This is a genomic window from Haliscomenobacter sp., assembly GCF_965225875.1.
In the GTDB taxonomy this organism is placed as follows: Bacteria; Bacteroidota; Bacteroidia; order Chitinophagales; family Saprospiraceae; genus Haliscomenobacter.
On record NZ_CBDDBS010000002.1, the window covers coordinates 4,480,570 to 4,505,495 of the forward strand.

Sequence of the window (24,926 nt, forward strand, 5' to 3'; positions counted from 1 at the left end):
TTTCTGTAAACACCCCACACTAAATATTTTGAATCGTTATTCTTCTTTTTTCTTTCAATGCTTTAAAATGCGAGGGCGTCAGCCCGGTTATTTTTTTGAACTGGTTGGACAAGTGTGCAGCACTGCTGTAATTGAGTTTATAGGCAATTTGGGCAATGGTATCTTCTCCAAAAATGATCAACTCCTTTATCCGCTCAATTTTTAAGGCAATCATAAACTGTTCAATGGTCGTGGCTTCAACTTCTGAAAAGAAATTGGCCAGGTAGGTGTAGTTGTGATTTAACTCCTGGCCCAACAGAACGGAGAACTTAAGATTTGGCCTTTCGTCGGAATTGTAAACATAATCAATCGCTATTTTTCTGATCTTCTCAATCAACACACCTTGTCTTTTTTCTAACAATTCTAACCCTGCCTTATTGATTTTGGTATTCAGTTTCTTTTTTTCATCATCGGTCATATCCTCCTTCGTTTCTATTTCCCCAAGTTCAACTTTAATGAGTGGAATGCCGAGTTCATCCAAAGCATCTTTAACAACAATTTTACAGCTTTCGCAAGCCATGTTTTTTACGTAGATTTTCATAAAGGATTCACTTTGCTTGTTGCTGGTGTTAAAATCTAATCCAGCGTCAGATCAATAGTCAGCATTGTACGAAAGGCGGGCACATCGAACCGTTTGTACAACACTGGAAGGTGTACACTTGTTGCATTGGCTCAATAAACCTTGTTGAAACTGGTAATTTAAATTTTTAAATATTTTAAATAAATTCTTCTTTTTTAAGAACAATATGTTTAAATAGCAGCCTAAATTGTACACCTGCCCTTATGAAAAAGCCCGAATTCATTGCATTTTCCGCCTGCGCCATGGTACTCACTGCGCTGGGTATTGACGTTATGTTGCCCGCCCTTGGAGAGGTTCGAGACCATTTTAAGCTCGGGGCTGAGTCCACTACCGCTTCGCTGATCATCACCTACTTCTTCATGGGGCAGATCGGTCAGTTAATTTTTGGCATTTTATCGGATCGTTTGGGGCGGCTGGCCATTTTGAAGATAGGTTTTCCTTTGTACATACTGGGAGGACTTCTAGCCGCATTTTCGCCGGGATTGCAATGGATGTTGATTGGGCGATTTTTTGCGGGAGTGGGTGCAGCGGCCATTTTTACCACCACTATCGCAGGGGTGCGCGACCGTTACGAGGGCGACCAAATGGCGGGCATCATGTCGCATATCCTCACGATTTTTTTGCTTACTCCCATTCTTGCACCTTTTTTGGGAACCTTTGTTTTGTGGCTTTTTGATTGGAGAACCTTGTTTTTTATTCCACCAGCCTTTGCGGTGCTGGTCTTTTTATGGTCGCTTCGGCTGGAGGAATCCCTCCCCAAAGCCTCAAGATCAAAGTTTGAAGTCAAGGCGCTCCTTCAACAAATGGGCACGGTGCTGAGCAACCGCACCTTTTTGCAATACACCAGCGTTACCACCTTGCTTTTTATTCCCTTCAGCTCCTACATCGCCAGTTCGGAAAGAATCGTGGGGGAAATCTACCAACGCCCTACACTTTTCCCCTGGATTTTTGCCGGAATGGGGCTGTTTATGGCCTTTTGTACGTCCATGAATTCGCGGCTGGTGGCCAGGCTTGGTGCCATTAAAAGCATTCGTGGCTTATTGCTTTTGTATGTGACGGTTGGCCTTGTTCTGTTTGCCATCACCTGGTACTTTGAGCAACTACCTCCAATGCCGGTATTTTTTATAGGCATTACCTTGATTATGGGCATTAATCTGGCCATTGAACCCAATAGCAGTGCCCTAGCGCTGGAGCCATTGGGAGACACGGCGGGTACAGCTGCTTCCTTGTATGGTACGTTTTTTTTCTTTTTTGGGTCTGTTTTTGGGGCTTTGATCAGCAAACAATTGGTGCATGGCGTAATGCCCCTGGTTCTGGCTTATTTTTTAATTGGAGTGGTAGCAATGGGTCTGGCTTTATTGAGGCGGGGACGAAATGAATTTCAATGAAACTTTTAATAAGTCACCACTTTCACGTCCTTGAATATAAAAGTATTGTCGCTGATTCTTAGCGCCTTGCCACTGGCAGTAGTCACATTTTTGAGCAAAACCTCCCTTGTTCTGACAAAAGGAAACTTTTCCTCGTAAGAACCATCGGTCATTTGGGGATTAAAATTGGAGAAAATTGCCGGCCCCTGGTAATTCTCTGGATGATTGGAGTCGTCGATTTTGAGGTTTTCAATGCTGATCCGTTCCGGCATGTAACAGGTATAGCCAAAATCATGGTCACTGGCATTGGAACCACCAATCAGGCTGGCACTGACCGGGTTGCCACTCGCAGGTACAAACGTACAATTGCGGATGATAAACTCCCCTTGCCAGGTACTGCCATAATCGCTGCGCAGGTTGACGAGGTTCCGGCCGTAGATGGTGCAATTCTCCACCGTTAAAACCCCGCTACCGATGGCATTGATGCCCATGTGTCCGAGGGTCGAGTTGCGGATGGTTGCATTGGCTACCCCCATGTGGGCATCGAAACGGGAAAGGATACATTTGTCATAAAGCAAATTTTTGCTGTAGTTGGAACCAAAGATTCCCCAGTATTTGCTGTCCTTGATGTCATTGGTCTGGCTGCAATTCACGAAGGAGACGTTAAGGGCACGGTTGACGATAAGGTCGTAAGTACCCATAGTTACGGGCTTCCCGGCGGCGCCAATCGTGCTGTAGGTTTTGTGCCCGGTCAGGATGCAGTTCTGAACGGTTACGTAGGCGCAGTTATTGACGTTGATGAAGCCATTGTAGGGCGCCCCGTGCTCGCCTTCGCCGCTGACGCGATGTTCCAGCCCGTCCACAATAACGTTGGAACGTTTGATCGTGAGGTTTCGGCTGTAATAAGTGTATTTCGATTCGGCCTGGTTGGCAATGGTGGTGAAACGGCCTCCGCTGATGTTCAACTTCTTTTCGTCAATGGGAAGCGCAGTGATTTCGGTGATTTGGTCAAAGTCCCAGATGATTGGTGCAGCCATGTCCACCTTGCCGGTTTTATCTACAACAAAGATATCGGTTTGGGCAGATCCATTGTTTTGGTTCAAGCCAAAGCGGATGTAACGTCTTATGTTGGAATTGGTGACCGTGATCAGGCAATTTTCGGGTAGAGAAACTGCGATTTTCTCCTGATTCCGCTTGAGAGAAGAGACTCCCTCCAGCTTAAACGCCTGTAGTTTGGAACCAACTTCAAAAACGGCAGCGTTGTAATTTTTTACTGCGGTATCGTCAATGATGAAGGCCGCTGTGCCGAAATCGGTGTCCGTTTGGATGATTGCGGTGCGCTCTTTTCCTCCAATGAAGTAGGTGGCTCCCTGGTCGGCTTTTACCATTAGGTTTTGCTGATTGGCGAAGGCATGGGTTACTGCTATGGCGTCGATGTCATCGGTTTTGCCGTCGCCCTTGGCACCGAAGTCGCTGTAGCGAACGAATCCACGGGCTTTGAATTTGCGGACATCCTTGGGGGAAACATTTACTTGCAATACTGAATTTTCAAGGGTGAGCACCTGGGTTTTCTTCTTGGTGGAGGTGATTACTATGTTTTCAAGTGAGGCATCGGTTTGTGCCTGTGTCACCATTGCGTGGATTGAGAAGAGGAACAAGAGGAAGATATATTTCATTACGAGCGGATTTATAAAATAAGGGACGCCAATGGTTGGGTAATCCCCTTACTTACAAACCCACATTACGCAGTGGAGCAGCTTTGCTGCCTACTATTCGCCACGACGATTTAAGCACTTGAGGCTTCGCCTCTCTTTGCTAAAAGGGACAGGATTGAAAACGGATGAAACGGATTGAACGGATTGGAACGGATTTTTTATTCCGCCTGTACCGGCGAGTAATAAGAAGTAATAGACATTTTTCGCAGCTTCGCTGCTCATGGTTGATTTCACCACGACGTCCACGACGATCACGACGTTTATGCGCTTCGCGCTGGATAACGACGCTTTGCGTCGTGTCGTGGCGGTAGCCATTCGTCGTGCTCGTCGTGGACGTCGTGGTTACATAAAGAGCAGCGAAGCTGCGAAAAAAACTTTGCATTACTATTCACTGCTCGCAGCGGATAAGGACGAGCCGAAGGCGAGTCAAAGTCCGTTCCATTCCGTTCAATCCGTTTCATCCGTTTTCCAATCCTGCCGCTCTACGCCGAAGGCATTAAAGCGCAAAGCGCACAAAAAGTCGTCGTGGTAAAATAAAAACCGAGCAACAAAGCTGCTTGCTGCGTAATGTGAGCTACAAAATCAGTTACTCCACCATATCCACAAACAAGCTCTCCATCGCCTTCTCCAAATCCGGACTAATCCCCGGATGCGGCCTCGAAGTTTGAATGGAGCCACTGCGTACCGCCGTGAGCCAGCGAAAACGTTCAGCGGCGTCGAGTTGGGCGATGGGGCTTTTGACCTTTTCTCCGGCGGCAATTTTGCTGAAGGCCTCCAGGTTTTTGCGCAATTCCTCCACATCGGCATCAGGCCGCAGGGCGAGGATTTTTTCTTCCGGGAGCTGATAGCGCATCCGAATGAGTTTTTGCCTTTTGCAAAACAAAATCACCCCCACATTCACGAACTCTTCCCGTTCCACTGCAGGCACCACCCGGACGATGGCGTATTCATACAAGTGTTTTGGCTGCATCTTGGGCTTCTTTTATGAACTGCTCGGAATGAAGGAGTCTCTGGCTCAGGAAATTGTAATAGGTATTGCGCATTTGCTCGGGGCTGTCATCTACGGAGTCCCATTGCAGCCATTCGTCGGGTATCCAGCTTACAATTTCCTGAATTTTATCTGCGGTGATCGCGGTTCGGGCAAACTGGTTGGCGGCTTCCAGTTGGGTTGCTTGGGGCAGCAAAACGTGCGTTTTGATGTAGGGAAAAGCGGCATTTGCTTTCTGCTCAAAAGTGTCCCAACTGTGGTGAAAAAAGAGGGCCGCACCATGATCAATCAACCACAGTTCCCGATTCCACAGCAGCATATTGGTATTGCGGAAAGAGCGATCCACGTTGGCAATCAAAGCATCCAACCAAACTACTTTGGAGGCTTGCAGCGGGTCCAGTTGAGTGACCGCGGGATCGTAAGTGAAGGCGCCCGACAAAAAATGCAAACCCAGGTTCAAACCCTGACTTGCTTTTAACAAATCCTGGATTTCTTCGTCGCCTTCGGTACGGCCAAAGTCTTCGTCCAGGCCAGCAAACACCAGTTCTGGCACCTTTAAACCCAACAAACGCGCCAACTCGCCACCGATCATTTCGGCAATCAGGGTTTTGACCCCCTGGCCGCTGCCCTTGAATTTTACGACGTATTTGAAGCCATCGTCGGCTTCGGCCAGGGCAGGCAAGGAGCCGCCTTCCCGCAGGGGTTGCATGTAACGCGTGACGGTAACGGTGCGGAGTGTGTCCATTTTACGCAGTAGGGATTGTGAGTTGGGGTAAAAGTAAGGATTAAGTCGGGACTACTCCGCTTTATGGTTACTCGTTTTTTTCTGTTTTCTATCCTTCAAAACTTTCTTCTTGAGTGCTGATTTTTTTGCTAATGCGGCCAGGTCTGAATTGGGGTCATCAAACTGTTCGCCAAGTTCTTTTTTAGTTAGGTGTTTGAGGTCTTTGTAGGTTGTGTGAATGCTTTTGGACATTTTGTTGCGGTTGAATGTTATTTGAATTTCAGTTTGTAACACCTATTTTCTTTTTACAATCAGGTAAATGGTCGTTGTCAATATCCAGGTAATAAAACAGTCAAGGATAAAGTTTTTGAAATCCCAACCACAGTTTGGTGAATCAGTACCGCGTAACCAAAATTGGTAATAATATCGGTACGGGAATCCCAAATTTGCAACTGGTTTTTGAGAAAGATTACCCACCGAACTCAGTAGTGAAACCATTGCCGAGGCATAGGATACAACGCAAAAAGCGATTGCTGAAAAGAAGGTGGCAGTTAGTAGTTTTCGAAGCATTTGTTAATCGAAGTTGGTCCGCTTTCGTTTAGAACGCTCATTTTAGTGTCAAATAGGAATAAAGTTTTTTAGCAAAGTCAGCAAGTTTGTTGTCTGTTTCAAATTTATAGCGGTTGTCAACATACTGAATTGATACAGTATAAATGTAACCGCTTTGTGCTTTGTCAGAATAGACTACTAAGTCAAACCGACTTTGATTAAGCCCCTTTGATCTGCGATAAAATCGAGTATTTAGAAAGTAAGCGTCTTGTCCGCCAGTTAGTTTAATCTTCTCTTGTCCGTCTTTGAATTTTTTTGGAAACTCTCTGTCAGGATTTTCTCTGTAACCACCTAAACACTTGTCTTTACAGTCGTCCAAAGTTTTTCCGCTCTGTTTAACAACAAAAATTGTCATCATAACAGGTGAACCGTTAAACATTGTAGGCAAAGCAAGCCCACTTGCCTCAAACATTTGTTCTGGGCCTAGTCCGCCTGTTGGCATTTGTCGCCACTTGTAAGGAACTTTTAGTTCGTAGTTGTCGGTGGTAACAGTTTTCAAACTGTCCCAAATTGTTTGATCAACTTGTCCATGAACAGTTGTCATCAAAGTTGCAATTGTGAATAATGCCAAAAGTTTTTTCATAGTTCTGTCTGTTAATTTCTTTTTTTGAGGGCATTTGATGGTGTTGGTTTATCGGTGACTGTATGTTGTTGGTGGCTGGCATTCTTCTACGCATCCGATTTAAGCATAAAGTCATACGAGTGTTCTGTAAAATAAATTGGAACCATCCCCCAACAAAACTTTTTAGCCTTGGCAATTTTATGCGTAGTGGTCATAAGTTCCATAAACCTCGCAATAATAATTTGTTCGCACCAATCTCTTGCATTTTGTAAATCGTCAGTGTCAAGTTCTACGTTTTCAAATGCGTCTTGAAGTTCTTCGTAACCGCCAAGTTCAAAAACGGTGTCAGTTTCAGTTTGGCTGTCTGTGTCGAAGTCGCAAAGCCATTCCATATCGTCAAGATTAAGTCCACCGTCATTACTATATGAGAAGCAGTCTATATACCAAAGGTCAGTGTTGATGTCAAACTCATTCATTTCAAAGTAAAGCGCTTCAACTTTATTTTTCTTTGTCGCAAGGTTGTAAAAGTCTTCAACCCAAGAAGCCAGGTCATCTGCATGTGCTACAAGTGATTTGTCTAGCACCGTGTGGAATGTGGTGGTTGGTATTTTTCTTAACGCTGTTTGAGCAATATTTAACGCCTTGTCAAAATTATGTTGTTCAAGGTATGAATTGATTTGTTTTGCGAATTCAAAGTTCATGTCTGAATATTTTTTGTTAAACGGGTTTTTTCTTTATGCTTGATACCGATTTTAGCGGTATGTGCTTATTTGTTTTCGTTTCTCTTCATTCATTTTTCGCCACATTTCAATATCACTGTCAAATTCTTCTTCATCGTCTGATGGTGCGTATTCAAATTGAATAGATGTCTTCGATGAGTTGGTCAGCTCAGCTATTGTCTTTTCAATTTCAAGTGTTTTGTCATAATTGTCAATTAATTTTCCACCGTCTGTAAGTCTGTTTTCTTCAACAGATATTCCAAAAATTATTTTACCGTCAAACGTGAACTTTAGTATTATATGATGTATTCCTTTTTTTAGATTGTCGCCAATGTAAAAGGCAAATCCAAAATTTTGATTTTTAAGCCCGAAATCGATTACTTCTGTCAAAGTTCTAATTGATGTCCAAGTTTCTTCTATTTTATACTTTTCGTTTTTGTAAACAGCAATTTCCTGACCCGCTCTGTCTTCGATTTTATTTCTGTTTGCGAAATAGTTCAAAAACGTTTCAACGGTTTTTTTGTCCCGCTGTTTTGAAAGTCCGTATATGTCGTAATATGGTGGCATCTCTTTTTTTGTTGTCGTTATTGCATTACTACGAACACGCAGCGGCTTTGCGAAGTTCCGAAAAAGGAGCCGAGTACATGGCCAGAAAATTGTGGATTAGCCATTACCGAGAAAAAGTATACAAACACCCTGAATTTGTATTACCCCTACCACTGCATTTCCCCCCACCTTTGTACCATCAATCAAAAGCAATCAAACATGAGCAAAGTAATATTGATCACGGGAGCAAGTTCAGGTATGGGCAAAGAGGCCGCCAAAAAACTCATTCAGCAAGGGCATAAAGTCTACACCGCCGCTCGCCGCATCGATCAAATGCAGGACCTGAAGGCGATGGGTGGCTTCCCGATTCAAATGGACATCAGCCAGGAAGCCGATGTGCAAAAAACGCTGGACACCATCATTCAGGCCGAAGGGAAAATTGATGTATTGTGGAACAATGCCGGGTATGGCTTGTACGGTTCAGTGGAGGATATCCCCGTCAGTGAAGCGCGCAAACAGTTTGAGGTGAATTTGTTTGGCCTGGCCTCCCTGACCCAAAAAGTAACCCCCTACATGCGCGCAGCCGGATCCGGTACGATCATCAACACCTCTTCGATGGGGGGCAAAATGTATACACCCATGGGTGCCTGGTACCACGCCAGCAAACACGCCCTGGAAGGTTGGAGTGATTGCCTGCGCATAGAGTTACAGCCCTTCAACATCAAGGTAGTGGTTTTGGAGCCCGGGATCATTGAAACGGAATTTGGTTCGGTAATGCTGGACAACATCCGCGCGTTTTCGGGTAAGGGCGCTTATGCTACCCTGGTGGACAAACTGGTGACAGCTACCAATAAAATGTACGAAAGTGGCGGCACCAAACAGGCCGTAATCGCCGATACCGTAGCCGCGATTGTAAACAGCGCAAATCCCAAAACCCGCTACCGGGTAGGAAAACTGGCCAAACCAATGGTCTGGTTGCGGGTTTATTTGGGCGATAAACTTTTTGATCGTATCATTATGAGTCAAATTTAAGCGGCATGAGCAAGGTCATTCACCTGGAAAACATTGCTGACTTGCACCACTTGTTGCAGCAGCCCAAAGCGAAACACCCTTTGCTTAGTGTGGTGGATTTTACGCAATTTGACGAGCAGTTTGGCGCAGGGCTTAAAATAAGCTCGGGTTTTTATACCATCATGTACAAAAACTACTGCGTCAATACCCTCAAATACGGACGCCACCATTATGATTTCCAGGAGGGCAGTTTGATGTGCATCGCGCCTCAACAAGTGATCACGATGGATGAAGCGGTAGAAAAAAGGGCCGATGCCATGGGCTGGGGGCTCTTTTTTCATCCCGATTTGATTCGGGGAACGGCTTTGGGGCAGCGGATCAAGGACTACTCTTTTTTCTCCTACGAAACGAATGAGGCCTTGCATTTGTCGGAAAAGGAAGAAGGCAACCTGTTCGATTGTGTGCAAAAGATCAACGCTGAACTAGCCGAAAACATTGACCGCCACAGCCAAACCTTGCTGGTTTCCAACCTGGAATTGTTGCTGAACTACTGCACACGCTACTACGACCGACAATTCATTACCCGGAAAAGTGCCAATAAGGACATCCTGAGCAAGGTGGAAGAGGTGTTGAACCAGTACTTCCAGTCGCCCAATGTGTCTGAAAAAGGGTTGCCAACGGTGAAATTCCTCGCCGATCAGGTCTTTTTATCGCCAAACTACCTGAGTGACTTAATGAAACGGGAAACGGGTATGAACGCTCAGGATCATATTCATTACCATTTGATTGAAGAAGCCAAAAACCTTTTGTTGAGTTCCAATCAATCAGTGGGAGAATTGGCTTTTGCGCTGGGCTTTGAGTATCCGCAGTACTTTTCGAGGTTGTTTAAGGCGAAGACGGGGATGACGCCGTTGGAGTTTAGAAATAGCAATTGAAGGTAGTTGGTATATCTACCAAGGCCCTTGCTTTTTAACCTGATAAAAACGTTGGCCATCAAATCGATAAAGCCCTGACCCGGCACCCCACCACATATTACCTTGCCGGTCTTGATACATGCTTTGCACACAACAATTGAGTCCATCTGCGGGGGTGAACACCTTAAATGCACTTGAATCTGAAACAGGTAGAGATGGGTCAAACCTGGTGGTACTGCCTCGGGCGGTAACCCAAATGATACCCGACTGCTCGATGTAGATGCCCCAAAATTCAGTTCCGCCTAATCCGTCTTTGGGCGTGTATTCCGTTAAAGTTTTGCCGTCGTATTTGCAAATGCCGTTTTTTGTAATAAACCACATATTTCCAGCTTGATCCTGTGCTATGCCTCCTGCATAGTTATCTCCCCAGCCTTCTTTTTCTCCAATATTGGTTATGGTTTTGCCGCCTGCCGTGAGCGAAGCCGAAGGGTTGTAGCGAAAAACACCTTTATTCGAAGAAGCAAACCAAATGTTTCCACTCCGGTCTTCCATGATGCCTGCAACATTGAGCGGAGGAAGTTCTGGAAACAAGGAAAAACTTGGCTCTCCTTTGCTATCCGCAATGGGGTCATACCTGAAAACGCCACCATGGGTGCCGACCCAAATGGTACCCATTCTGTCTACAAGGATGCTTTTGCGGCTTATATCTATGTGGCTCAGACCATCTTTTTGGTTGTAATTTCTAAAGGTTTTGCCATCATATTTATAAACGCCCTGGTCAGTCCCAAACCAAAGATTACCGTTTTTATCTTCATTAATAGAAAAAACAGAATTGCTGTAAAACCCATCAGGGTTAGAAAAGTAGGTTAGGGTTTTTACATCATACCTCACTACCCCTTCGGCTATGGTACCAAACCATAAATTCCCTTTCGAATCCTGAAAAATACTGCGGATGTATTGACTGACCAAGGTCGTATCAAAATCGGGGGCCAAAGCGGCAGACTTAAAGTTTTTGACCACAGTTGGGCCTGGTGCGGAAAGAATAAGGTCTCTAGCGGTATTGGTCTTTACTTGGCCCTTACAGGCAGTAAAAATGGTTAAAAAGCTACAAAGCAATAGGTTGTTCAGTGCCATAGTTGTTTTTTTCGCTTCCAAAGATATTGGCGTTCAACTATCCTGAAGTTTTTCAATTGTAAAAAGAAGTAACAGAGATGTAAATGTTTACAAAACCACCGAAAGCTTGGTCAATCAGGACTGCATTACCAGGACGATGCGCGCCTAATACAAATTTGTCTTTTCATCATTTTTAATCCGGTCATCCAATTCTTCGAAACTGATTTCCAGTTTTCCATGGTCAACCAGCACTTTCCCCAATGAGGGAACAGGACGTTCTTGGGTATCATCAAGGGTTCCCCATAAGTTGGATCGGATCATACATTTGGCACAATGCATAAAAGCCTCTTTTACCTGCACAATGATGGCAAAGGAGGGTGTTTTTCCTTGGCAGGACAATAGTTCCAAGACCTTTTCGTCCCGTACTATTTTGGCCTCACCGTTGACCCGTAAAGTTTCTTTGATTCCCGGGATTAAAAAGATCAGCCCGATGTTTGGGTTTTGAATGATGTTCCGTAAAGTATCCGCTTTACGGTTTCCGGGCCTATCCGGGATAGCAAGCAATTTATCGCTCAAAATTTTTACAAATCCAGCTGGATCCCCTTTGGGCGAAACATCAAAATTCCCGTGCAAATCCGAGGTTGCTATGGTGATAAATGGCGATTTGTCAATAAAACTTTTGCAATGCTGGTCAATGTAATTGATGGTTTTCCGGGTAACTATTTCGTTGGGATGCCCCATGATTTCACGAAGTTCTTCCTCGGAAGTGATGACTTGTTCGAATAGCAGTTCCATGAGTTTATTGGTTTAGCCACAGCAATACCGTTAGCTGAGTCTTGCCATGGCAAATCTAGTTCATTTGAGTTCTGAAAGGATCAGTTTTTTCTGAGTCAAGGTATTCTTCATTGCTTTTTCCCTTACTTTGGGGTCATCGCTGTGGATCAATTCAAAATACTCCGTTGGCACAACTTGCCAAGACAATCCATATTTGTCCTTACACCATCCACAAGATCCTTCTTCACCACCATTGGCAGTAAGCGCTTCCCAGTAATAATCCGTTTCAGCCTGGTCTTTTGTGTTGATAACAAAAGAAACCGCTTCATTAAATTTGAACAGTGGGCCTGCTGCTAATATACTAAACTCCATTCCTGCTATTTCAATCACGGCAGTTTCGAAACCTGCATCATTTCCACTTTCCTCGCTATCGAACTTGCGAAAATCTTTCAACTTACCATCTTTAAAAATGGATAAGTAGTAGTCTGCCACCGCTTTGGCATCTTTCTCCACCCACAAATAGGGGGTGATTTTTTGAATTGGACTAGGCATTGTTTCGGTTTTTTTGTTATTTGAACAAGATGTCGCGAAGGTTGATCCTACAACTATAGTTACAGTCCAAAAGATAATTTTAAGCTTCTTCATTTTTTAAGGTTGTTAATACGTCTATCAATTGGTTTAACGTCACTGTAAATCCTTCTTTGAAGCCCATTTCAATCATCTTCTCCATACGTTCAAGAGATTCATTGAAAATCGTAACACGTAGTGTGGTCTTTCCGTTCTGTTCGCTAAAGGTGTAATCCCAATCAGAACCCGGCAATTGAGGGTTTTCATCTTGGTCTGCAAAAGCATTGAACAGTTTGAAGTTGGTTTTTGGGCTGATGGAAGTGTATTTCTGAATGGCCCAAAGTTCCTGTCCTTCGGGACTTACCATCGCATAAAACCTTCGTCCGCCCACTTCGAAATTCATATGTTTTGTTCTTGATGTCCAAGGTTTAGGTGCCACCCATTGGTCAAGGATTTCGGCTTTGGTAAATGCATCCCATACCAGGGATAGTTCGGCGTCAAATTCTCTGGTGATGTATACCGTTTTTGCTGCTTTGTCCACGGTAAAATCAAATAGCAAATCGTTGGTCATTTTTTCTGATTTTTTAGATTTAACAATACTTCGTCGAGTTGATTGAATTGAGCTTCCCAAAGCTTCCTGAATTGGGCCAACCAATGGTCAATTTCTTGCATTTTCTGGGGATTGAGGTGGTAGTAAATTTCTCGGCCAGACTGCTCCGCTTTAATCAATTCACATTCATGTAGTACCTTTATGTGTTTTGATACGGCTTGCCGGGTCATGTCAAATTTTTCCGCTAGGACATTTGGCGTTAATGCCTGGATGGCAATTAAAGTCAAAATGGCCCGGCGGGTTGGGTCTGCTATGGCCTGGAATATGTCTTGCTTCATGGGTGTACATTTTAAAGGCGCAACTCTCAGGTTGCAAATATATGTGCAACTTTTGAGTTGCGCAAATTTGAGGGCAATTATTTTTGTGGAATGGTGGTGGAAAGTTTGGAGGAGAATTTTTGGTTCGGTTTTAAGATTTTTCTTAAGTTTTTAAAGCTCCCCTAAATCCAATTAATCTTTTTCAGCAGTAGTTCCCGATGCCGTTTGCTCAATGGAACTTGATGCTGATTGATTTGAATAAAGCTGTCTTGCAAATCAATATTGGCGATTTTGCTGGCGTTGACAACATAACTGCGATGTATCTGGATGAAGGAAGAAGCAGGCAACAGGCCACTCAAATCCTGTAAGCTCAAGCGGACCAGAAATTTTTTAACTTCCGTGCAAATCTGACAATAGCGCCCATCCGCTTCGATAAAAAGGATGTCTTCAACGGCAATTTTTTCCAGTTTCTGGCGCACTTTGATGAAGAGATGATTTTTAAACACCATGTCATTGTCCCAATCTTCCTCTCCGGGTTGGGCCAGGTTGCGGATGGTCAGTTCAATGGTGCGTTGGAGTTGCAGATCGCTGAATGGTTTGGTGAGAAAATGAATGGGGTTGGTACGTGCTGCACGTTTGAAGGTCAGGTCATCTTGTAAGGAGGTGATAAAAATAATCGGGATGTCAAAACACTGCTGGATTTGTGCAGCGAGCTCTATCCCATCGTATTGCCCCTGGATGTGGATGTCCATCAAAATGAAGTCAGGAGGGGTTTTTTCAATAATTTTAAGGGCATCGGTGCTATTGTCCACGATGCCAAGCAACTCGTATTCCAGTTTTTCGACCAGCATTTCCAGCCGATCAGCATACAGTTCTTCATCTTCAACGATGAGTATCTTCATGGCTTTGGGATTAAGACTAGCGGGAGTGATACGGTAAAACTCGATCCCTCATTGAGTTTGCTTACTACCAGTACTTTCCCTTTGTTCAAGGCGACCAATTCTTTTACCAGCATCAAGCCCAGGCCAGTTCCCTTTTCCCCTGCTGTTCCTTTTTCACTGGATTTATCAATGCTGAACAACTTTTCGAGTTTTTCGGCAGCAATGCCCGTCCCGGTGTCATTGATGTGGATACAAACCTTATCACCAGCTAGCTCCGTGCTGACGGAAACCTTTCCACCCGCAGGTGTAAACTTGATCGCATTGCTCAGCAAATTCCGCAAAATAGCCTGTAAAGTATTGGCATCTGCATAAACGTTTAGGTCTTTCGCGATATGATTTTCGAGCGCCACGTTTTTTGCTTGTGCATTGGCTTGAAATAGATCAAGCACCTCGTTCGCAATTCGCGCTATGCTGATGGATTGAGGGCGATAAGGAACAATGCCTTGTTGGAGCAAAGCCCAACTGAGCAAGTTGTCGAGCAAGTTATTGAGCTGGCGCGTGGTTTTATCCACCCGATCGGCCAGGCGCTCCAACTTATCGATTCGTTGTTGTTTTACATAAAAAGCCATTTGTTCCCCTACCGCTTCCAGGGCTACCATGGGGCTTCGGATATCGTGAGCGATGATGCCGAAAAATTTGTCTTTGGTGCTGTTGAGCTGTTGGAGTTGAAAGTTTTGGCCTTTGAGTTGGTGCTGAGCTTTGCGCAATTGAAGCAACAAATATCCCCCAATCAGGATGATGCCCAAAAAGGCCAGTGCCAGTGCCAGGTACAGCTGATTTCGACTATTGAGTAAGGTAGCTTCTCGTTCGGCCTGCTCTTTTTGCTTTTGATAATCGACTATGTTTTGGCGAACTTGTTCTTGCTTCAGCATTGCCTGGGCATTGTTCGTGTAAATGCTATCGTGCAAGAGGTGGAATTTTTTGAATTGTTGGAGTGCAGCTGCATAATCCCCCCTTTGTTCGCTGATTTGGCTTTGTAATTCCTCAACGAGTTGTTGCTGCTCCAAGCTTCCTTTCTCTACTGAAGCCATTGCTGCATCGGCATACAGCTTGGCAGAATCCAATTGATTCATACTCAGAAAAGCTCGGCTAATCCCCATCCGGTCCCCAATGAGCAGTTGTTGTTGCTTAAAATGTTGATCAAGGGCCAAAGCTCTACGGTAATGGATTAGAGCCTGTGGGTATTTTTTTTGTCTCATCAATACACTACCCATCCCAAAAAGGAGGATGGACAATGAGAAGGAATCCTTGAGTTTGGCATTGAGTGAAGCTGCTTTCTGGTAATATTGCAGTGCCTGATCGTGATGGCTTAAGGCGGTAGCAGTTTGCCCAAGTCGTTGGTAGACATACAAGATTCCTATCGTATCTGCGAGTGATTTTCTGATGGACAGGGCTCTTTGCAAGTATTGTTCAGCCATCTGGTAATCCTTCAGGCGATAAAAAGTGGATCCCAATTCCACCACAGTATTGGCCAAGAAAAGCAAGGACTGTTTTTTTTCATAAAAGAGAATGGCTTTTTTATAGTGGTCGATGGCCTGTGCAAAGTCACCCATTGCAATGGAATTGGTAGCCATTTCTTCATGGGCCCAAGTCTCAATATTGCTCAACTGATACTTTTGAGCCAAAGCCAGGGGTTCTTGCGTCAACTTTAAAGCCTGTTGAAATTTGCCCTGCTTGTAATACTCCCTGGATAGGTAAAGCAATACTTGAACCTTATTGAGTAGCCCACCATCGGCATCCATAGCACTGGGACGGCCCAGCTCTGGCACGATAAACGGATGGGTTTTTACCCGAGCAAAATGATAAAGCGCTTTTTTGAAATGCTGGAAGGTTTTTGCTGAATCACCAGCAATGGAATAAGCCATGCCCAGCACTTTGTGGATGTTCCCGATGTGTTTATCGGGTACCGTTTTGTCTACTTTTTGCAAAGCCTCTTCTAAAATCTTGATCGCTTTACTGTAATCATTGTGCCGGTAGAGCTGCTGCTCCGCCAAATGGTAAATGGCAAAAGCCTCTACACTTTTTGAACGAATCGAGCGGGCAATTTTCAAAGCCTCTTCGACATAGTTAGAATCTGAATTAGAGCCGGAATTATTTTGGACTTGCTCCAAAAACAACAAAGCCATGGCTTGGCCAGCCCGGTATTTATGTTTTGTGGACAGGTTTAAGGTTTGTAAGGCATATTGCTTGGTTTTTTTTAGATCCGACACAACCATTGAAGCACGGCTCAGCCCTAATAAAACATCAATTTTTTGAATGGGATTTTTGATGGCCGGAAGGATAGGTGCAAGACTATCGATCAAATGTTGTTGGGTATACCCATGCAATAAGGAAGAAAAGAAGAAAAAGGCAAGCATGCTAATCCTTTTCATAAAATCATCGGCTTAGGTGTTTTCAAAATTACGAAAAGTCATGCAAAAACCTAATGTACCCTCAAGCCTTGTCTAAATTTCTGCAACCAAAATATTCCCGTTCATACCCAAGATGTGCACCATTCGAGTACAATTTCGTCCCTGCAAAAGGAATACACTGCAATTTTATCTCCAGAAACACGGGTGTGTTGTTCTATCCTAGGTTTCGAGAACCTGCTTTAACTTCATTACAACTCTAAAACCATGTTAGTAATCACTAAAACTTATCAACCGATTTTACCCAAAACCAATTGGACACTAATCATTGGGTTATTTATCATGAATTTTCAGCTCGCTGCTCAAGGCAATATCGAGTTGTACAATCGTTTTCAAAAAGGCTCACTACAACCTGAAAACGGGAAACTAGTTTTTAAAGCCCAAGGAAACAACAATGTTTGGATGATTGAAAACATTGCCAACAGTAATGATGTGCGAATCAAACATGTGCCTACGGGGGGATACCTCCACGCAGAAACAGATGCTAAGTTTCCAGCCATCGGTGCAATTCAGCCTGGTTGGTATAGCGCAATGTGGACCATAGAGGTCGATGACGAAGGATATTACCGTATTAAAAACAAGTGGCGGAATACTTATTTGCATACCGAGAATACGGTACTTGAAATGGGAAACGTTTCACCCAATTTTTGGAGTTCTCATTGGCTTTATGTATCACCAATGGTGGCCAATGGAAGGGTTAGTGCCCGCCCGCCTACAGGAAGATTAAAAATAAGGGGTGTATACATTGTTCCTTCTGACCAGCAGGAGAAGCCAAAAGCCAAAGAGGCTATCGCAGCGTGTCTGGGTATCATGCAACTCCATTATTTGAAACAACTTGGCGTTACGTTTGAGTACGAACCCGAAGTGGCTGTCATTTACTCCAACCATGATACCAAAGCCACTGCCACAATGGAGATTGCATTGGAACTCTGTAAAAAAACACTTGGTTCGGAGTATGAATCAAACAAAAATCTCATGTTTACAGTAGTTGAGGGATGCCCGGGTGCTGCGGCTTTGGGTACACCTGGAGCCACCAGAATACAACAGGGATTCTGGGGCAATGTGTACAATGCATTCATCAATGACCAGTCAAAACTTGCCAGTACCCTCCCCGCCTGGTCCCATGAATTGGGGCATGCTTTTGGGCTTAATCACACCGGTGAAACGACCAAAGATTGTATGTTGAAAAACTACAAGGTAGATATGGGTTCCCTTACATCTTTATTGATGTGGCAACTCAAAGCCTTCCCCACTGTGTACGAATATCCTTTCCATAAAGATGAAATCAAGATGTTGTTGGATTCTACTTATTGCCAAAATTGCCTGATCCCCAGAGGGAACCGACCAGCGGCGGTACGTTATCTTCGCTCCACAACATTGCAGGCAAACAATACTGCCCGCCTCCCTGGCGAGACCTCTGGGTCGAGTGCAAATTGTGGCTGTGCACCCCAAACTTTTCGCAGTGTAAGTGACCACACCTGGGTGGAATTTAGACTTCCTCAAGGGAATGCCAATCAAACGATCAGTATCCCTGGTGGTGCACACAACAAATATGTTTTCCCTAAATGCAATCGCGTTTGGTGGGATAACCTCAGCTTCACTTGCAATACCAAGACCTGCCAATGGGAACGTACAACCGGGAAATGGGATGCAGATGCGTTATGCCATGGCACTCCGGGTAATAGCCCTTATGTGTTTGTAGGGGAAAAATAAAAAATGTTACCTCCCCTGGGTTATCCATCAAAGTTGGCCCAGGGGAAACCAATCACTCATCTATTGATTAAGGGTTTGCAGCACAGTGACTCCAAAAAATGCCAAGCATCAGTTATATTTGTTGACATCATCATCAACATTCAATCCTTATTCAATGAAAAAAATCATTCTCTGCATCATTTTAGGCACAGCAATGTTGCTTGGCTGCGCGCCCAAAACCGACCCAAAACCGGATATGAACATATCCTTGGCACAGTGGTCCTTACACAAAAGTTTCTTTGGTGACGCCCTCAATGGCGACTGGGCAGCCTTTGGAAGGCTTTTAATGTCAAATCCAGATTCCCTGCTGCAAGGAAAACTCAATCCTGACGATTTCCCCAAAATAGCGGCTGGTTACGGCGTAAACACCATCGAGCTGGTCAATACCTTTTACTTCTCAAAAGCCAAAGACATGGCCTATTGGGAAGGTTTCAAAAAGAGATGTGATGAAGCCGGTGTGAAAGTGGGGCTGATCATGTGCGATGCCTTGGGCGACCTGGGCAATGCGGACTCCGTAGCCAGGCAAAAAGCGGTAGAAAACCATTACGATTGGGTGAAAATAGCCAAGTATTTAGGAGCCCCCACCATCAGGGTAAATGCAGCGGGAACTGGCACCCCAGAAGAGGTGGCTAAAAACGCTGCCGATGGGCTTAAAAAACTGGGCGAGTATGGCGCAAAAGAAGGCATAAATGTAGTGGTTGAAAACCATGGTGGCTATTCCTCGGACGGCTCATGGTTGGCTGGCGTCATGAAAACCGTAAACCTGGAGAACGTAGGGACCTTGCCCGATTTTGGCAATTTCTGTATTGAAAGAGGCCCCGACGGTTGCCTGAAAGAATACGACCGCTACAAAGGCATCGCGGAACTGATGCCCTACGCAAAAGGGGTAAGTGCCAAAACCCACGTTTTCGACAAGGATGGGAATGAAGCAGAAATGGATTATGCCCGAATCCTGAAAATTGTAAAAGACGCAGGCTTTAAAGGCAATATCGGCATTGAGTTTGAAGGCACGGAAATATCAGAAGACGAAGGAATAAAAGCGACCAAGGCCTTGATTGAGAAGGTTTTGAAGTAAGTTTTTAGGTTGATTCACTTACCCATAAACGTTTCATTCAAATCCCGGACTGTCTGGTCGTAGCCGACGCTGCGACCAGACTCAGTCGAGTAACTGTAGTACTATACTCTTCGGTATGCTGTACCGATGACAAGTAAAATAAAGCCAATTAGCAGCATTTCATAGTTATACTTTGACAATACATCTATTCGGATGTAATGTCCCAAAATGCCTAAAAAGCCAATGATGAGGGCAACGATCCAAAGTGTTTGGTTGGGTGCACTGGGCATAAATTTTTTCTTTGCCATAGTTATTCGATTTAATTAAAATTGAATGATTTATACGGAAATATGTGCACTTTTCGCACCCGTCTGTTAAAGGTAGACCAAATAAGACTAAATCTCCAATTAGCTGCAATTTTAGTTAAGCAATGCTACTTTTCAATTAAAGTAACCGGCCCCAATAAGCCCGCAGTCTGAATCCTGAACGGTTCATCTCCGCCGGGCCAAATTTCTGAAGTCATGTAAGACTGATTCGTTTTGCAGAACCGATCTTTCGGGTCCAGTAGCATATCACCCGTAAGTCGGTTGATCCATAAATTCACAATCTCTATTTTGAGGTCATTTGTACCGGGCTGCACCAATTGACTGATGTCTACCAGGTAGGGTTTTTTCCATAAGATTCCTGCAGATTTCCCATTTACAAAAACCTCGGCCACATCCTGGAGATCTCCCAGGTTAAGTAGGATTGTTTTTTTGCCCGCTCCAGCGCCAAGCTTGAAAGAATTGTGATAAACCGCCGTTCCGGAGAAGTATTTTATCCCAGTATTTTCGGACGCTGTCCAGGAAATCAATTGGTCGAAAACGACCGAGGCTGGAGCACCCCAATTGGGTGGAAAATTGACCTTCCAGGGCCCGGAAATGCTTGTTTCCACAGCCCCTTTTTTGAAGTCGCTAAGGGCTGGCAATTTGCTTCGTTTGGTATTGTTAAAAACGACAAAGGTGGAACCGTGGGGAGGAAGTTCGATTTCGAAACTTGTCGTCCGTTTCGCCTGGGTATAAGTTGCGACCCGGGAAATGACACCTGTTGATGGATCCCATATTTCCGGGTATTTCCCTTTTACCCTGAATTGGCCTATCGCGTTTACGGTCTTTTCACTTTCATTGCTCAAAAAATAAATTTCTCCCATTTCGGTAGTCCTATGGATGTAATCGATTGGCGAGGTTCCGGTAAAACTAAAATCGGGCTCAATGGATTTTTTACTCAAAACCTGATCCGCGGCAAGGCCCCAGATTATCTTGCCTTTCCCATAGGTATGTTCAACAATTTTTTGGCCATCGGAGGCTCCCCATAACTCCGCAGCGAGTCGATTCAGGGTACTATTTTTCTTTTCCCAATCTTTCAAACCAGGAACTGTTTCTGGTCGCGGCCCAACCACAGTAGCCCCTGCTTTTACGAGTTTCATTATTTTTTCCAGCACTTCCATGGTCATCTGCACCTGATCGGGTAACATCAAGATGGAATAACTCATGCCATCGGGCAAAACCAATCGGCCATCCTTAACCGACATCCTATTGAGAATGACATCGCTGTTTACCACATCAAAATCATAACCATTGCTTAGCCCTTTGAGGCGGGGTTTTTCAGGAACGTCATGAAAAAACGGGAAGAAATTTGGGGTCTGGTCACCGTAATAGTAGCAGGCATCGGCCACAAATAATCCTTGTTGCAACAAATAGCTGCACCGCGACAGGTAATCCATAAAGGGTTTAGACTTGGACCACCAGGTTGTACCCGGGTTCATATCATAACCAGCATGATAGGTTCTGCCCGGGAACCCGTCTTCCGGATTGGTACTGGCAAAAGTATGGAAGGTGATGTTGTTGAGGCCTTCACAAAAGGCCCGGTCTACTGCTTTTTTCAATGCAAAGGGCGAATCCTTCCATCTTCTCCAGGTGGTAAAAGACTCGGCATCCACAATTTTTTTTCCATAGATGTGGGCGGCACTTGATACCTCCTTGATCAAAAACATGTTGCGGTGCTGGATCCAGAATTCACCTCTTGGAACGGAGACGGCACCGAGGGCTTTTAAAGCGTCAACCGGACAGGTTTCCCAAACGGGTGGGCCGGGGCCGCCGGATTCAGAAACCAGCTCGGCGTGGTATTTCTTCAGGAATGCAGTGCCCGTTTGATAATGGCTGTAAATGAGCTGGTCGCTAACGGTTTCTTTAAAATCGTAAAGAAAGCGATCCGAACAATTGCGGATGTCCCATCCTGCCAGTACGGGTAAATACCGCTCCAAATCATAGCCCCGTCTTTCCTGGAAAATGGAGGGAAATAAGTCAGTCCATGGCGTGCCTTCAGCAAGTTCCATGCTGTCGAATTCAAAATAGCCCAGTCCAGCTTCGGAAGAATTTCCGGGCGTTACCCCAAGGCGATCCATAAAATATTGTAGATGCCTGATGGTCGCATTGGGGTCAAAAAAATCAATAAAAAGGCCATTCGAATTAGGGGAGGGGACAATCAAGCGCTGGCCATTATTGGAACAAACAAACCGAAGGATGGTCCATTTCCCCTCCGGGACAGTCCATTCCAATTTTCCGTTCTTAAAAAAGGGGGTAAGACTTTTTACTTGAGCAACGTCACTGATTTTCTTTTTTTCATCATAAGGAACTGCAAGTACTGAAACATCCTTGTAAAAAACCGGGGTATGTTGGTCTTTCATTGGACAGCCTTCCGGGAATTTTGGAAAGGGGAGGTCAAGGCTCAGTACCTGTGGTCCCGCTACATCCACCGCGGAGCAATAGAGATTCTTGGATGCCCAATCGGGCGTAACCCATGATCCGCCAGCGTTCCATCCGCTTGAGGCAACAATGCCAATGCTCATTTTTAATCTTTTGCCTTCTGCTATCGTATGTTTTATCAGGCGTACCGATTCGTCTCCCAGAAATTCTGCCCCGGCCGGAATAAAAGAAGGATTCCGGATGGCGGCCACATCCCAGATTTCCGCCCGATTCATTCCTTTGGATTTCATGGCTTCCAAATCTCGGGTAATCGAAGTGGTGCTCATGTTGCCATTCAACCAGCACCAAAAAGCACCTGGCCGATAGGACGAGGGGGGATTTACAAATTCATCGGATAGTTTTTGCGAAATTTCTACAGGTTCGAAGGATCTATTTTCTGGCAACCTGGAAATGGAGTAGCCAATCGTGAGTATGCTTAAAATGATGAAGTATTTCATAGGTATATTTTTTGCTTCCCCTAAGGGATCAAGCTCTAAGTTAACATTAAGGTAACTATTTAGCACCCATCCACCTGCGGTGGATTTTATATTCAATTTTTTTTACCACGAAGACACGAAGACACGAAGACACGAAGACACAACATTTTAGAGCTTAATGTCTTTGTGTCTTTGTGCCTTTGTGGTAAAAAATTCCGCCGCAGGCGGCTGCTAAATAGTTACACATTAAGGATCTATTTTGGCAATGATTGACCCATTGCTTTAATTTGTTCCGGGCCAATGCCACAACAACCTCCAATAATATCCGCGCCCAAATCCATCCATTCTTTTACCATGAGTTCACAGGAAGGCAGATCCGAAAGACCCGACCAGGTTTTACTTTCAACATGGTAGACGGCGCCTGAATTGGGATATACCACTATCCTTTTATTCCCTGATTTCGTTTTGATGGATTGAATTAATGGGGAAATAAACTCCGGGGAAGTACAGTTCACCCCAATGGCAAATACAGTCGGGTGATGGGCAAAATAAGCAGCACATTGCTCAATGGGGGTTCCATCACTGATGTGTTGACCATCCTTGCAGGAAAAGGATACCCAGGCGGGCTTTTTTACATTTTTTAAAATTTCTGCTAGCACCTTAGCCTCGTGAAACCCAGGAATGGTTTCACAAGCAAGCAGATCTGCCGTCGAATCATTGAGCAAATTGATTCGTGGTTGATGAAAGTCCCACAACTCTTGATCAGAGATAAGGTAATCGCCACGATATTCAGAGCCATCGGCTAGATAGGCTCCGTAAGGACCAATGCTGGCCGCAATCAAAGGTTTTGAAGCATGTGGGTTTAATGACAGGAAACGGCTTCTGGCTTCCTCTGCCAATTGAACTGATTTAAGTATCAATTCTTTGGCCGAATCTTCGTCATAACCAATCGCCATAAACCCGGGTAGGGTAGCCTGATAACTGGAAGTAATGATGCATCCAGCTCCAGCTTCAAGATAAGCGAGATGCGCAAGTATGATTGCTTCCGGATTGGATTCCAGCAATTTCGCACTCCACAATTTTTGATTGAGATCGCAGCCTTGCCTTTCCAGTTCATTGGAGAGACCGCCGTCTAGGAGGAGTGGGTAAGTGAGGGTCATTTTTTAATCGAAGTTAAGAAAACCGGGCTTTTTTCAGCAGTTTTGATTGGTTCATTGCTGGTTATTTTGCCAAATTGAGGTAAAAAATGTGGAATTTGGCAAGTCTCAATTTTATAGTCTGCCAAATCTGGGTTATTTTCATCGATTTGGCAAGGTATAAAATTGAAGCTTGCCAAATTTTTGGCTAAAAAATTAGGTGTATTTTTGTAACTATTGGAATGTCGTATGCTGAACTATGGTCTATATCGGGCGGAATGCTTGGAGATTTACCTAGATTCCGCCCGATAAATTTTGAATGTTGGGCGAAATCTTCTGTTTTTACCCCACATTTCGCCCAAAAAACCATCACTATACCAGACATACTCATCGGTCGCAAGGAAGCATTTGATGATTGTGCTACTCAGCTCTTTTGGCATGGAGCACAATAAGCATAGCCTTGGATTGATTGAAAAAATCTTGACGCTGGATGATTTGTTTTGAGGGAGAATACTCTTCTTTTTGTTGGATTGTCGGTATGAAAAAAGTGTCATTGAAAATTCGAATAGCAATGATGTGGTGTCGTGTTGATGCGGTTGCCACCAACAGTTTTGCAGCTTTGCGTTCGGGCGGGATTTTTAGCACTAAACTCGATACGAAGAACTGAAGTTCAAATATAGCAAAAGGCGTCAGACGAAGTACTGAATCCCGTCTGACGCAAAACTGCTGTTAGGTGCTCTGTATTAACCCGGTGAGTGGAGCCCTACCTTGTTGCCTTCTGTGTCGATAAAAAGTGCAATAAAGCCGTTGTCACCAATAGCAGTTTTCGGTAGAATAACTGTTCCACCGGCACTTTCTACTCTGCCTAATGGAACTGCAAGGTCATTTCCGCCATCTAAGTAAACCGTTGTGCCAGTCATTGCTGGAACAAAGTTTTCACCGCTAGCAATTGCTCCGCCAAACCCACCTTTTTCTGGATCAGACGGTAAATATGCATATTGCCTATTAGGGTCGTCATGAATTTGAGCATCTAGCACTGTAGCATAAAATGCTTTTGCTCTAGGGAAATCTGTTGCCGGGATTTCAAACCAGTTTAGCGTATTTACCATGATTATTAAAGTTTATATGTTTTTTTGGTCGTCAAGGAATTAGCACAATTTTACCTGTAGTTTGCCTATTTTCCATTTGTTTCGCTGCTTCGTTGAGCATCTTGATAGTGCTGCCCATCATCTGGCCAACTACTGTGCGTAGCGGTACCTCTCCTGCCGGAGTTGCTACCAGCTTTACAATGGCTTCAGCAACCTGGCTGGGTTTATATGT

25 protein-coding genes are annotated in these 24,926 nt (G+C 44.5%); 6 read left to right on the forward strand and 19 right to left on the reverse strand.

Annotation, left to right across the window (positions count from 1 at the left end):
• Positions 1 to 19 precede the first annotated feature (19 nt).
• Positions 20 to 580: a helix-turn-helix domain-containing protein gene (locus ACO08K_RS20220; RefSeq protein ID WP_421798232.1), complete on the reverse strand. Its 561-nt coding sequence runs from the start codon at positions 578 to 580 to the stop codon at positions 20 to 22.
• A gap of 242 nt (positions 581 to 822) precedes the next feature.
• On the opposite strand from ACO08K_RS20220, the gene ACO08K_RS20225 reads away from it, so the two are divergent.
• On the forward strand, positions 823 to 2,007 hold the full coding sequence (locus tag ACO08K_RS20225; RefSeq protein ID WP_421798233.1) for an MFS transporter: 1,185 nt from the start codon (positions 823 to 825) through the stop codon (positions 2,005 to 2,007).
• A gap of 5 nt (positions 2,008 to 2,012) precedes the next feature.
• On the opposite strand, the gene ACO08K_RS20230 is transcribed toward ACO08K_RS20225, so the two are convergent.
• Positions 2,013 to 3,662, reverse strand: coding sequence for a hypothetical protein (locus ACO08K_RS20230; RefSeq protein WP_421798234.1), 1,650 nt, complete (start codon positions 3,660 to 3,662; stop codon positions 2,013 to 2,015).
• A gap of 259 nt (positions 3,663 to 3,921) precedes the next feature.
• On the opposite strand from ACO08K_RS20230, the gene ACO08K_RS20235 reads away from it, so the two are divergent.
• Positions 3,922 to 4,233, forward strand: coding sequence for a hypothetical protein (locus ACO08K_RS20235; protein WP_421798235.1), 312 nt, complete (start codon positions 3,922 to 3,924; stop codon positions 4,231 to 4,233).
• Positions 4,234 to 4,287: 54 nt separating this feature from the next.
• Here ACO08K_RS20235 and ACO08K_RS20240 read toward each other — a convergent pair whose 3' ends face one another.
• The 6 genes from ACO08K_RS20240 to ACO08K_RS20265 form a co-directional block, all read right to left on the reverse strand.
• Complete coding sequence (locus tag ACO08K_RS20240) at positions 4,288 to 4,671, reverse strand: DUF3037 domain-containing protein (RefSeq protein ID WP_421798236.1); 384 nt, start codon at positions 4,669 to 4,671, stop codon at positions 4,288 to 4,290.
• Entirely contained in the window at positions 4,649 to 5,434 is a 786-nt protein-coding gene (locus ACO08K_RS20245; RefSeq protein WP_421798237.1) for a HipA family kinase, read from the reverse strand. The genes ACO08K_RS20240 and ACO08K_RS20245 overlap by 23 nt, the downstream gene beginning before the upstream one ends.
• Before the next feature lie 51 nt (positions 5,435 to 5,485).
• Positions 5,486 to 5,665, reverse strand: coding sequence for a hypothetical protein (locus ACO08K_RS20250; RefSeq protein WP_320031645.1), 180 nt, complete (start codon positions 5,663 to 5,665; stop codon positions 5,486 to 5,488).
• A 355-nt stretch (positions 5,666 to 6,020) separates the two neighbouring features.
• A complete protein-coding gene (locus ACO08K_RS20255) occupies positions 6,021 to 6,605 on the reverse strand; it encodes a hypothetical protein (RefSeq protein ID WP_421798238.1) in 585 nt (194 codons plus the stop codon).
• Between the two features lie 86 nt (positions 6,606 to 6,691).
• Complete coding sequence (locus ACO08K_RS20260) at positions 6,692 to 7,285, reverse strand: hypothetical protein (protein ID WP_421798239.1); 594 nt, start codon at positions 7,283 to 7,285, stop codon at positions 6,692 to 6,694.
• Positions 7,286 to 7,336: 51 nt separating this feature from the next.
• Positions 7,337 to 7,870: a hypothetical protein gene (locus tag ACO08K_RS20265; protein WP_421798240.1), complete on the reverse strand. Its 534-nt coding sequence runs from the start codon at positions 7,868 to 7,870 to the stop codon at positions 7,337 to 7,339.
• A 198-nt stretch (positions 7,871 to 8,068) separates the two neighbouring features.
• On the opposite strand from ACO08K_RS20265, the gene ACO08K_RS20270 reads away from it, so the two are divergent.
• Entirely contained in the window at positions 8,069 to 8,881 is an 813-nt protein-coding gene (locus tag ACO08K_RS20270) for an oxidoreductase (RefSeq protein ID WP_421798241.1), read from the forward strand.
• A 5-nt stretch (positions 8,882 to 8,886) separates the two neighbouring features.
• The gene (locus ACO08K_RS20275) at positions 8,887 to 9,795 is read left to right on the forward strand and encodes a helix-turn-helix domain-containing protein (protein ID WP_421798242.1); all 909 of its coding nucleotides are present in this window, start codon (positions 8,887 to 8,889) and stop codon (positions 9,793 to 9,795) included.
• 15 nt (positions 9,796 to 9,810) lie between these two features.
• On the opposite strand, the gene ACO08K_RS20280 is transcribed toward ACO08K_RS20275, so the two are convergent.
• The 7 genes from ACO08K_RS20280 to ACO08K_RS20310 form a co-directional block, all read right to left on the reverse strand.
• Positions 9,811 to 10,908 (reverse strand): ligand-binding sensor domain-containing protein, encoded by a 1,098-nt coding sequence (locus tag ACO08K_RS20280; protein ID WP_421798243.1) that lies wholly within the window; start codon positions 10,906 to 10,908, stop codon positions 9,811 to 9,813.
• A gap of 144 nt (positions 10,909 to 11,052) precedes the next feature.
• Entirely contained in the window at positions 11,053 to 11,682 is a 630-nt protein-coding gene (locus ACO08K_RS20285; RefSeq protein ID WP_421798244.1) for an MSMEG_1061 family FMN-dependent PPOX-type flavoprotein, read from the reverse strand.
• Positions 11,683 to 11,742: 60 nt separating this feature from the next.
• Positions 11,743 to 12,306, reverse strand: a complete 564-nt coding sequence (locus ACO08K_RS20290) for a VOC family protein (protein ID WP_421798245.1) — start codon at positions 12,304 to 12,306, stop codon at positions 11,743 to 11,745.
• The gene (locus tag ACO08K_RS20295; protein WP_421798246.1) at positions 12,293 to 12,799 is read right to left on the reverse strand and encodes an SRPBCC family protein; all 507 of its coding nucleotides are present in this window, start codon (positions 12,797 to 12,799) and stop codon (positions 12,293 to 12,295) included. Before ACO08K_RS20295 ends, ACO08K_RS20290 begins: the two co-directional genes overlap by 14 nt.
• A complete protein-coding gene (locus tag ACO08K_RS20300; RefSeq protein ID WP_421798247.1) occupies positions 12,796 to 13,116 on the reverse strand; it encodes an ArsR/SmtB family transcription factor in 321 nt (106 codons plus the stop codon). Before ACO08K_RS20300 ends, ACO08K_RS20295 begins: the two co-directional genes overlap by 4 nt.
• A gap of 161 nt (positions 13,117 to 13,277) precedes the next feature.
• Positions 13,278 to 13,997, reverse strand: a complete 720-nt coding sequence (locus ACO08K_RS20305) for a LytR/AlgR family response regulator transcription factor (RefSeq protein ID WP_421798248.1) — start codon at positions 13,995 to 13,997, stop codon at positions 13,278 to 13,280.
• Entirely contained in the window at positions 13,994 to 16,408 is a 2,415-nt protein-coding gene (locus ACO08K_RS20310) for a tetratricopeptide repeat-containing sensor histidine kinase (RefSeq protein WP_421798249.1), read from the reverse strand. Before ACO08K_RS20310 ends, ACO08K_RS20305 begins: the two co-directional genes overlap by 4 nt.
• A 243-nt stretch (positions 16,409 to 16,651) precedes the next feature.
• On the opposite strand from ACO08K_RS20310, the gene ACO08K_RS20315 reads away from it, so the two are divergent.
• The gene (locus ACO08K_RS20315) at positions 16,652 to 18,157 is read left to right on the forward strand and encodes a reprolysin-like metallopeptidase (RefSeq protein ID WP_421798250.1); all 1,506 of its coding nucleotides are present in this window, start codon (positions 16,652 to 16,654) and stop codon (positions 18,155 to 18,157) included.
• Between the two features lie 193 nt (positions 18,158 to 18,350).
• On the forward strand, positions 18,351 to 19,271 hold the full coding sequence (locus ACO08K_RS20320) for a sugar phosphate isomerase/epimerase family protein (protein ID WP_421798326.1): 921 nt from the start codon (positions 18,351 to 18,353) through the stop codon (positions 19,269 to 19,271).
• 101 nt (positions 19,272 to 19,372) lie between these two features.
• On the opposite strand, the gene ACO08K_RS20325 is transcribed toward ACO08K_RS20320, so the two are convergent.
• The 4 genes from ACO08K_RS20325 to ACO08K_RS20340 form a co-directional block, all read right to left on the reverse strand.
• Positions 19,373 to 19,558 (reverse strand): hypothetical protein, encoded by a 186-nt coding sequence (locus tag ACO08K_RS20325; protein WP_421798251.1) that lies wholly within the window; start codon positions 19,556 to 19,558, stop codon positions 19,373 to 19,375.
• 125 nt (positions 19,559 to 19,683) lie between these two features.
• Entirely contained in the window at positions 19,684 to 22,491 is a 2,808-nt protein-coding gene (locus ACO08K_RS20330) for a glycosyl hydrolase (RefSeq protein WP_421798252.1), read from the reverse strand.
• 233 nt (positions 22,492 to 22,724) lie between these two features.
• Positions 22,725 to 23,630: a homocysteine S-methyltransferase gene (gene mmuM, locus ACO08K_RS20335; RefSeq protein WP_421798253.1), complete on the reverse strand. Its 906-nt coding sequence runs from the start codon at positions 23,628 to 23,630 to the stop codon at positions 22,725 to 22,727.
• A 719-nt stretch (positions 23,631 to 24,349) separates the two neighbouring features.
• On the reverse strand, positions 24,350 to 24,715 hold the full coding sequence (locus ACO08K_RS20340; protein ID WP_421798254.1) for a VOC family protein: 366 nt from the start codon (positions 24,713 to 24,715) through the stop codon (positions 24,350 to 24,352).
• Positions 24,716 to 24,926 lie beyond the last annotated feature (211 nt).

Coding starts and splice junctions, on each gene's coding strand:
- ACO08K_RS20245 (WP_421798237.1), bottom strand. CDS start 5,434: ATGGACACACTCCGCACCGTTACCGTCACGCGTTACATGCAACCCCTG.
- ACO08K_RS20220 (WP_421798232.1), bottom strand. CDS start 580: ATGAAAATCTACGTAAAAAACATGGCTTGCGAAAGCTGTAAAATTGTT.
- ACO08K_RS20280 (WP_421798243.1), bottom strand. CDS start 10,908: ATGGCACTGAACAACCTATTGCTTTGTAGCTTTTTAACCATTTTTACT.
- ACO08K_RS20225 (WP_421798233.1), top strand. CDS start 823: ATGAAAAAGCCCGAATTCATTGCATTTTCCGCCTGCGCCATGGTACTC.
- ACO08K_RS20265 (WP_421798240.1), bottom strand. CDS start 7,870: ATGCCACCATATTACGACATATACGGACTTTCAAAACAGCGGGACAAA.
- ACO08K_RS20320 (WP_421798326.1), top strand. CDS start 18,351: ATGTTGCTTGGCTGCGCGCCCAAAACCGACCCAAAACCGGATATGAAC.
- ACO08K_RS20240 (WP_421798236.1), bottom strand. CDS start 4,671: ATGCAGCCAAAACACTTGTATGAATACGCCATCGTCCGGGTGGTGCCT.
- ACO08K_RS20340 (WP_421798254.1), bottom strand. CDS start 24,715: ATGGTAAATACGCTAAACTGGTTTGAAATCCCGGCAACAGATTTCCCT.
- ACO08K_RS20295 (WP_421798246.1), bottom strand. CDS start 12,799: ATGACCAACGATTTGCTATTTGATTTTACCGTGGACAAAGCAGCAAAA.
- mmuM (WP_421798253.1), bottom strand. CDS start 23,630: ATGACCCTCACTTACCCACTCCTCCTAGACGGCGGTCTCTCCAATGAA.
- ACO08K_RS20275 (WP_421798242.1), top strand. CDS start 8,887: ATGAGCAAGGTCATTCACCTGGAAAACATTGCTGACTTGCACCACTTG.
- ACO08K_RS20255 (WP_421798238.1), bottom strand. CDS start 6,605: ATGAAAAAACTTTTGGCATTATTCACAATTGCAACTTTGATGACAACT.
- ACO08K_RS20300 (WP_421798247.1), bottom strand. CDS start 13,116: ATGAAGCAAGACATATTCCAGGCCATAGCAGACCCAACCCGCCGGGCC.
- ACO08K_RS20315 (WP_421798250.1), top strand. CDS start 16,652: ATGTTAGTAATCACTAAAACTTATCAACCGATTTTACCCAAAACCAAT.
- ACO08K_RS20325 (WP_421798251.1), bottom strand. CDS start 19,558: ATGGCAAAGAAAAAATTTATGCCCAGTGCACCCAACCAAACACTTTGG.
- ACO08K_RS20290 (WP_421798245.1), bottom strand. CDS start 12,306: ATGAAGAAGCTTAAAATTATCTTTTGGACTGTAACTATAGTTGTAGGA.
- ACO08K_RS20270 (WP_421798241.1), top strand. CDS start 8,069: ATGAGCAAAGTAATATTGATCACGGGAGCAAGTTCAGGTATGGGCAAA.
- ACO08K_RS20310 (WP_421798249.1), bottom strand. CDS start 16,408: ATGAAAAGGATTAGCATGCTTGCCTTTTTCTTCTTTTCTTCCTTATTG.
- ACO08K_RS20305 (WP_421798248.1), bottom strand. CDS start 13,997: ATGAAGATACTCATCGTTGAAGATGAAGAACTGTATGCTGATCGGCTG.
- ACO08K_RS20235 (WP_421798235.1), top strand. CDS start 3,922: ATGGTTGATTTCACCACGACGTCCACGACGATCACGACGTTTATGCGC.
- ACO08K_RS20285 (WP_421798244.1), bottom strand. CDS start 11,682: ATGGAACTGCTATTCGAACAAGTCATCACTTCCGAGGAAGAACTTCGT.
- ACO08K_RS20260 (WP_421798239.1), bottom strand. CDS start 7,285: ATGAACTTTGAATTCGCAAAACAAATCAATTCATACCTTGAACAACAT.
- ACO08K_RS20230 (WP_421798234.1), bottom strand. CDS start 3,662: ATGAAATATATCTTCCTCTTGTTCCTCTTCTCAATCCACGCAATGGTG.
- ACO08K_RS20250 (WP_320031645.1), bottom strand. CDS start 5,665: ATGTCCAAAAGCATTCACACAACCTACAAAGACCTCAAACACCTAACT.
- ACO08K_RS20330 (WP_421798252.1), bottom strand. CDS start 22,491: ATGAAATACTTCATCATTTTAAGCATACTCACGATTGGCTACTCCATT.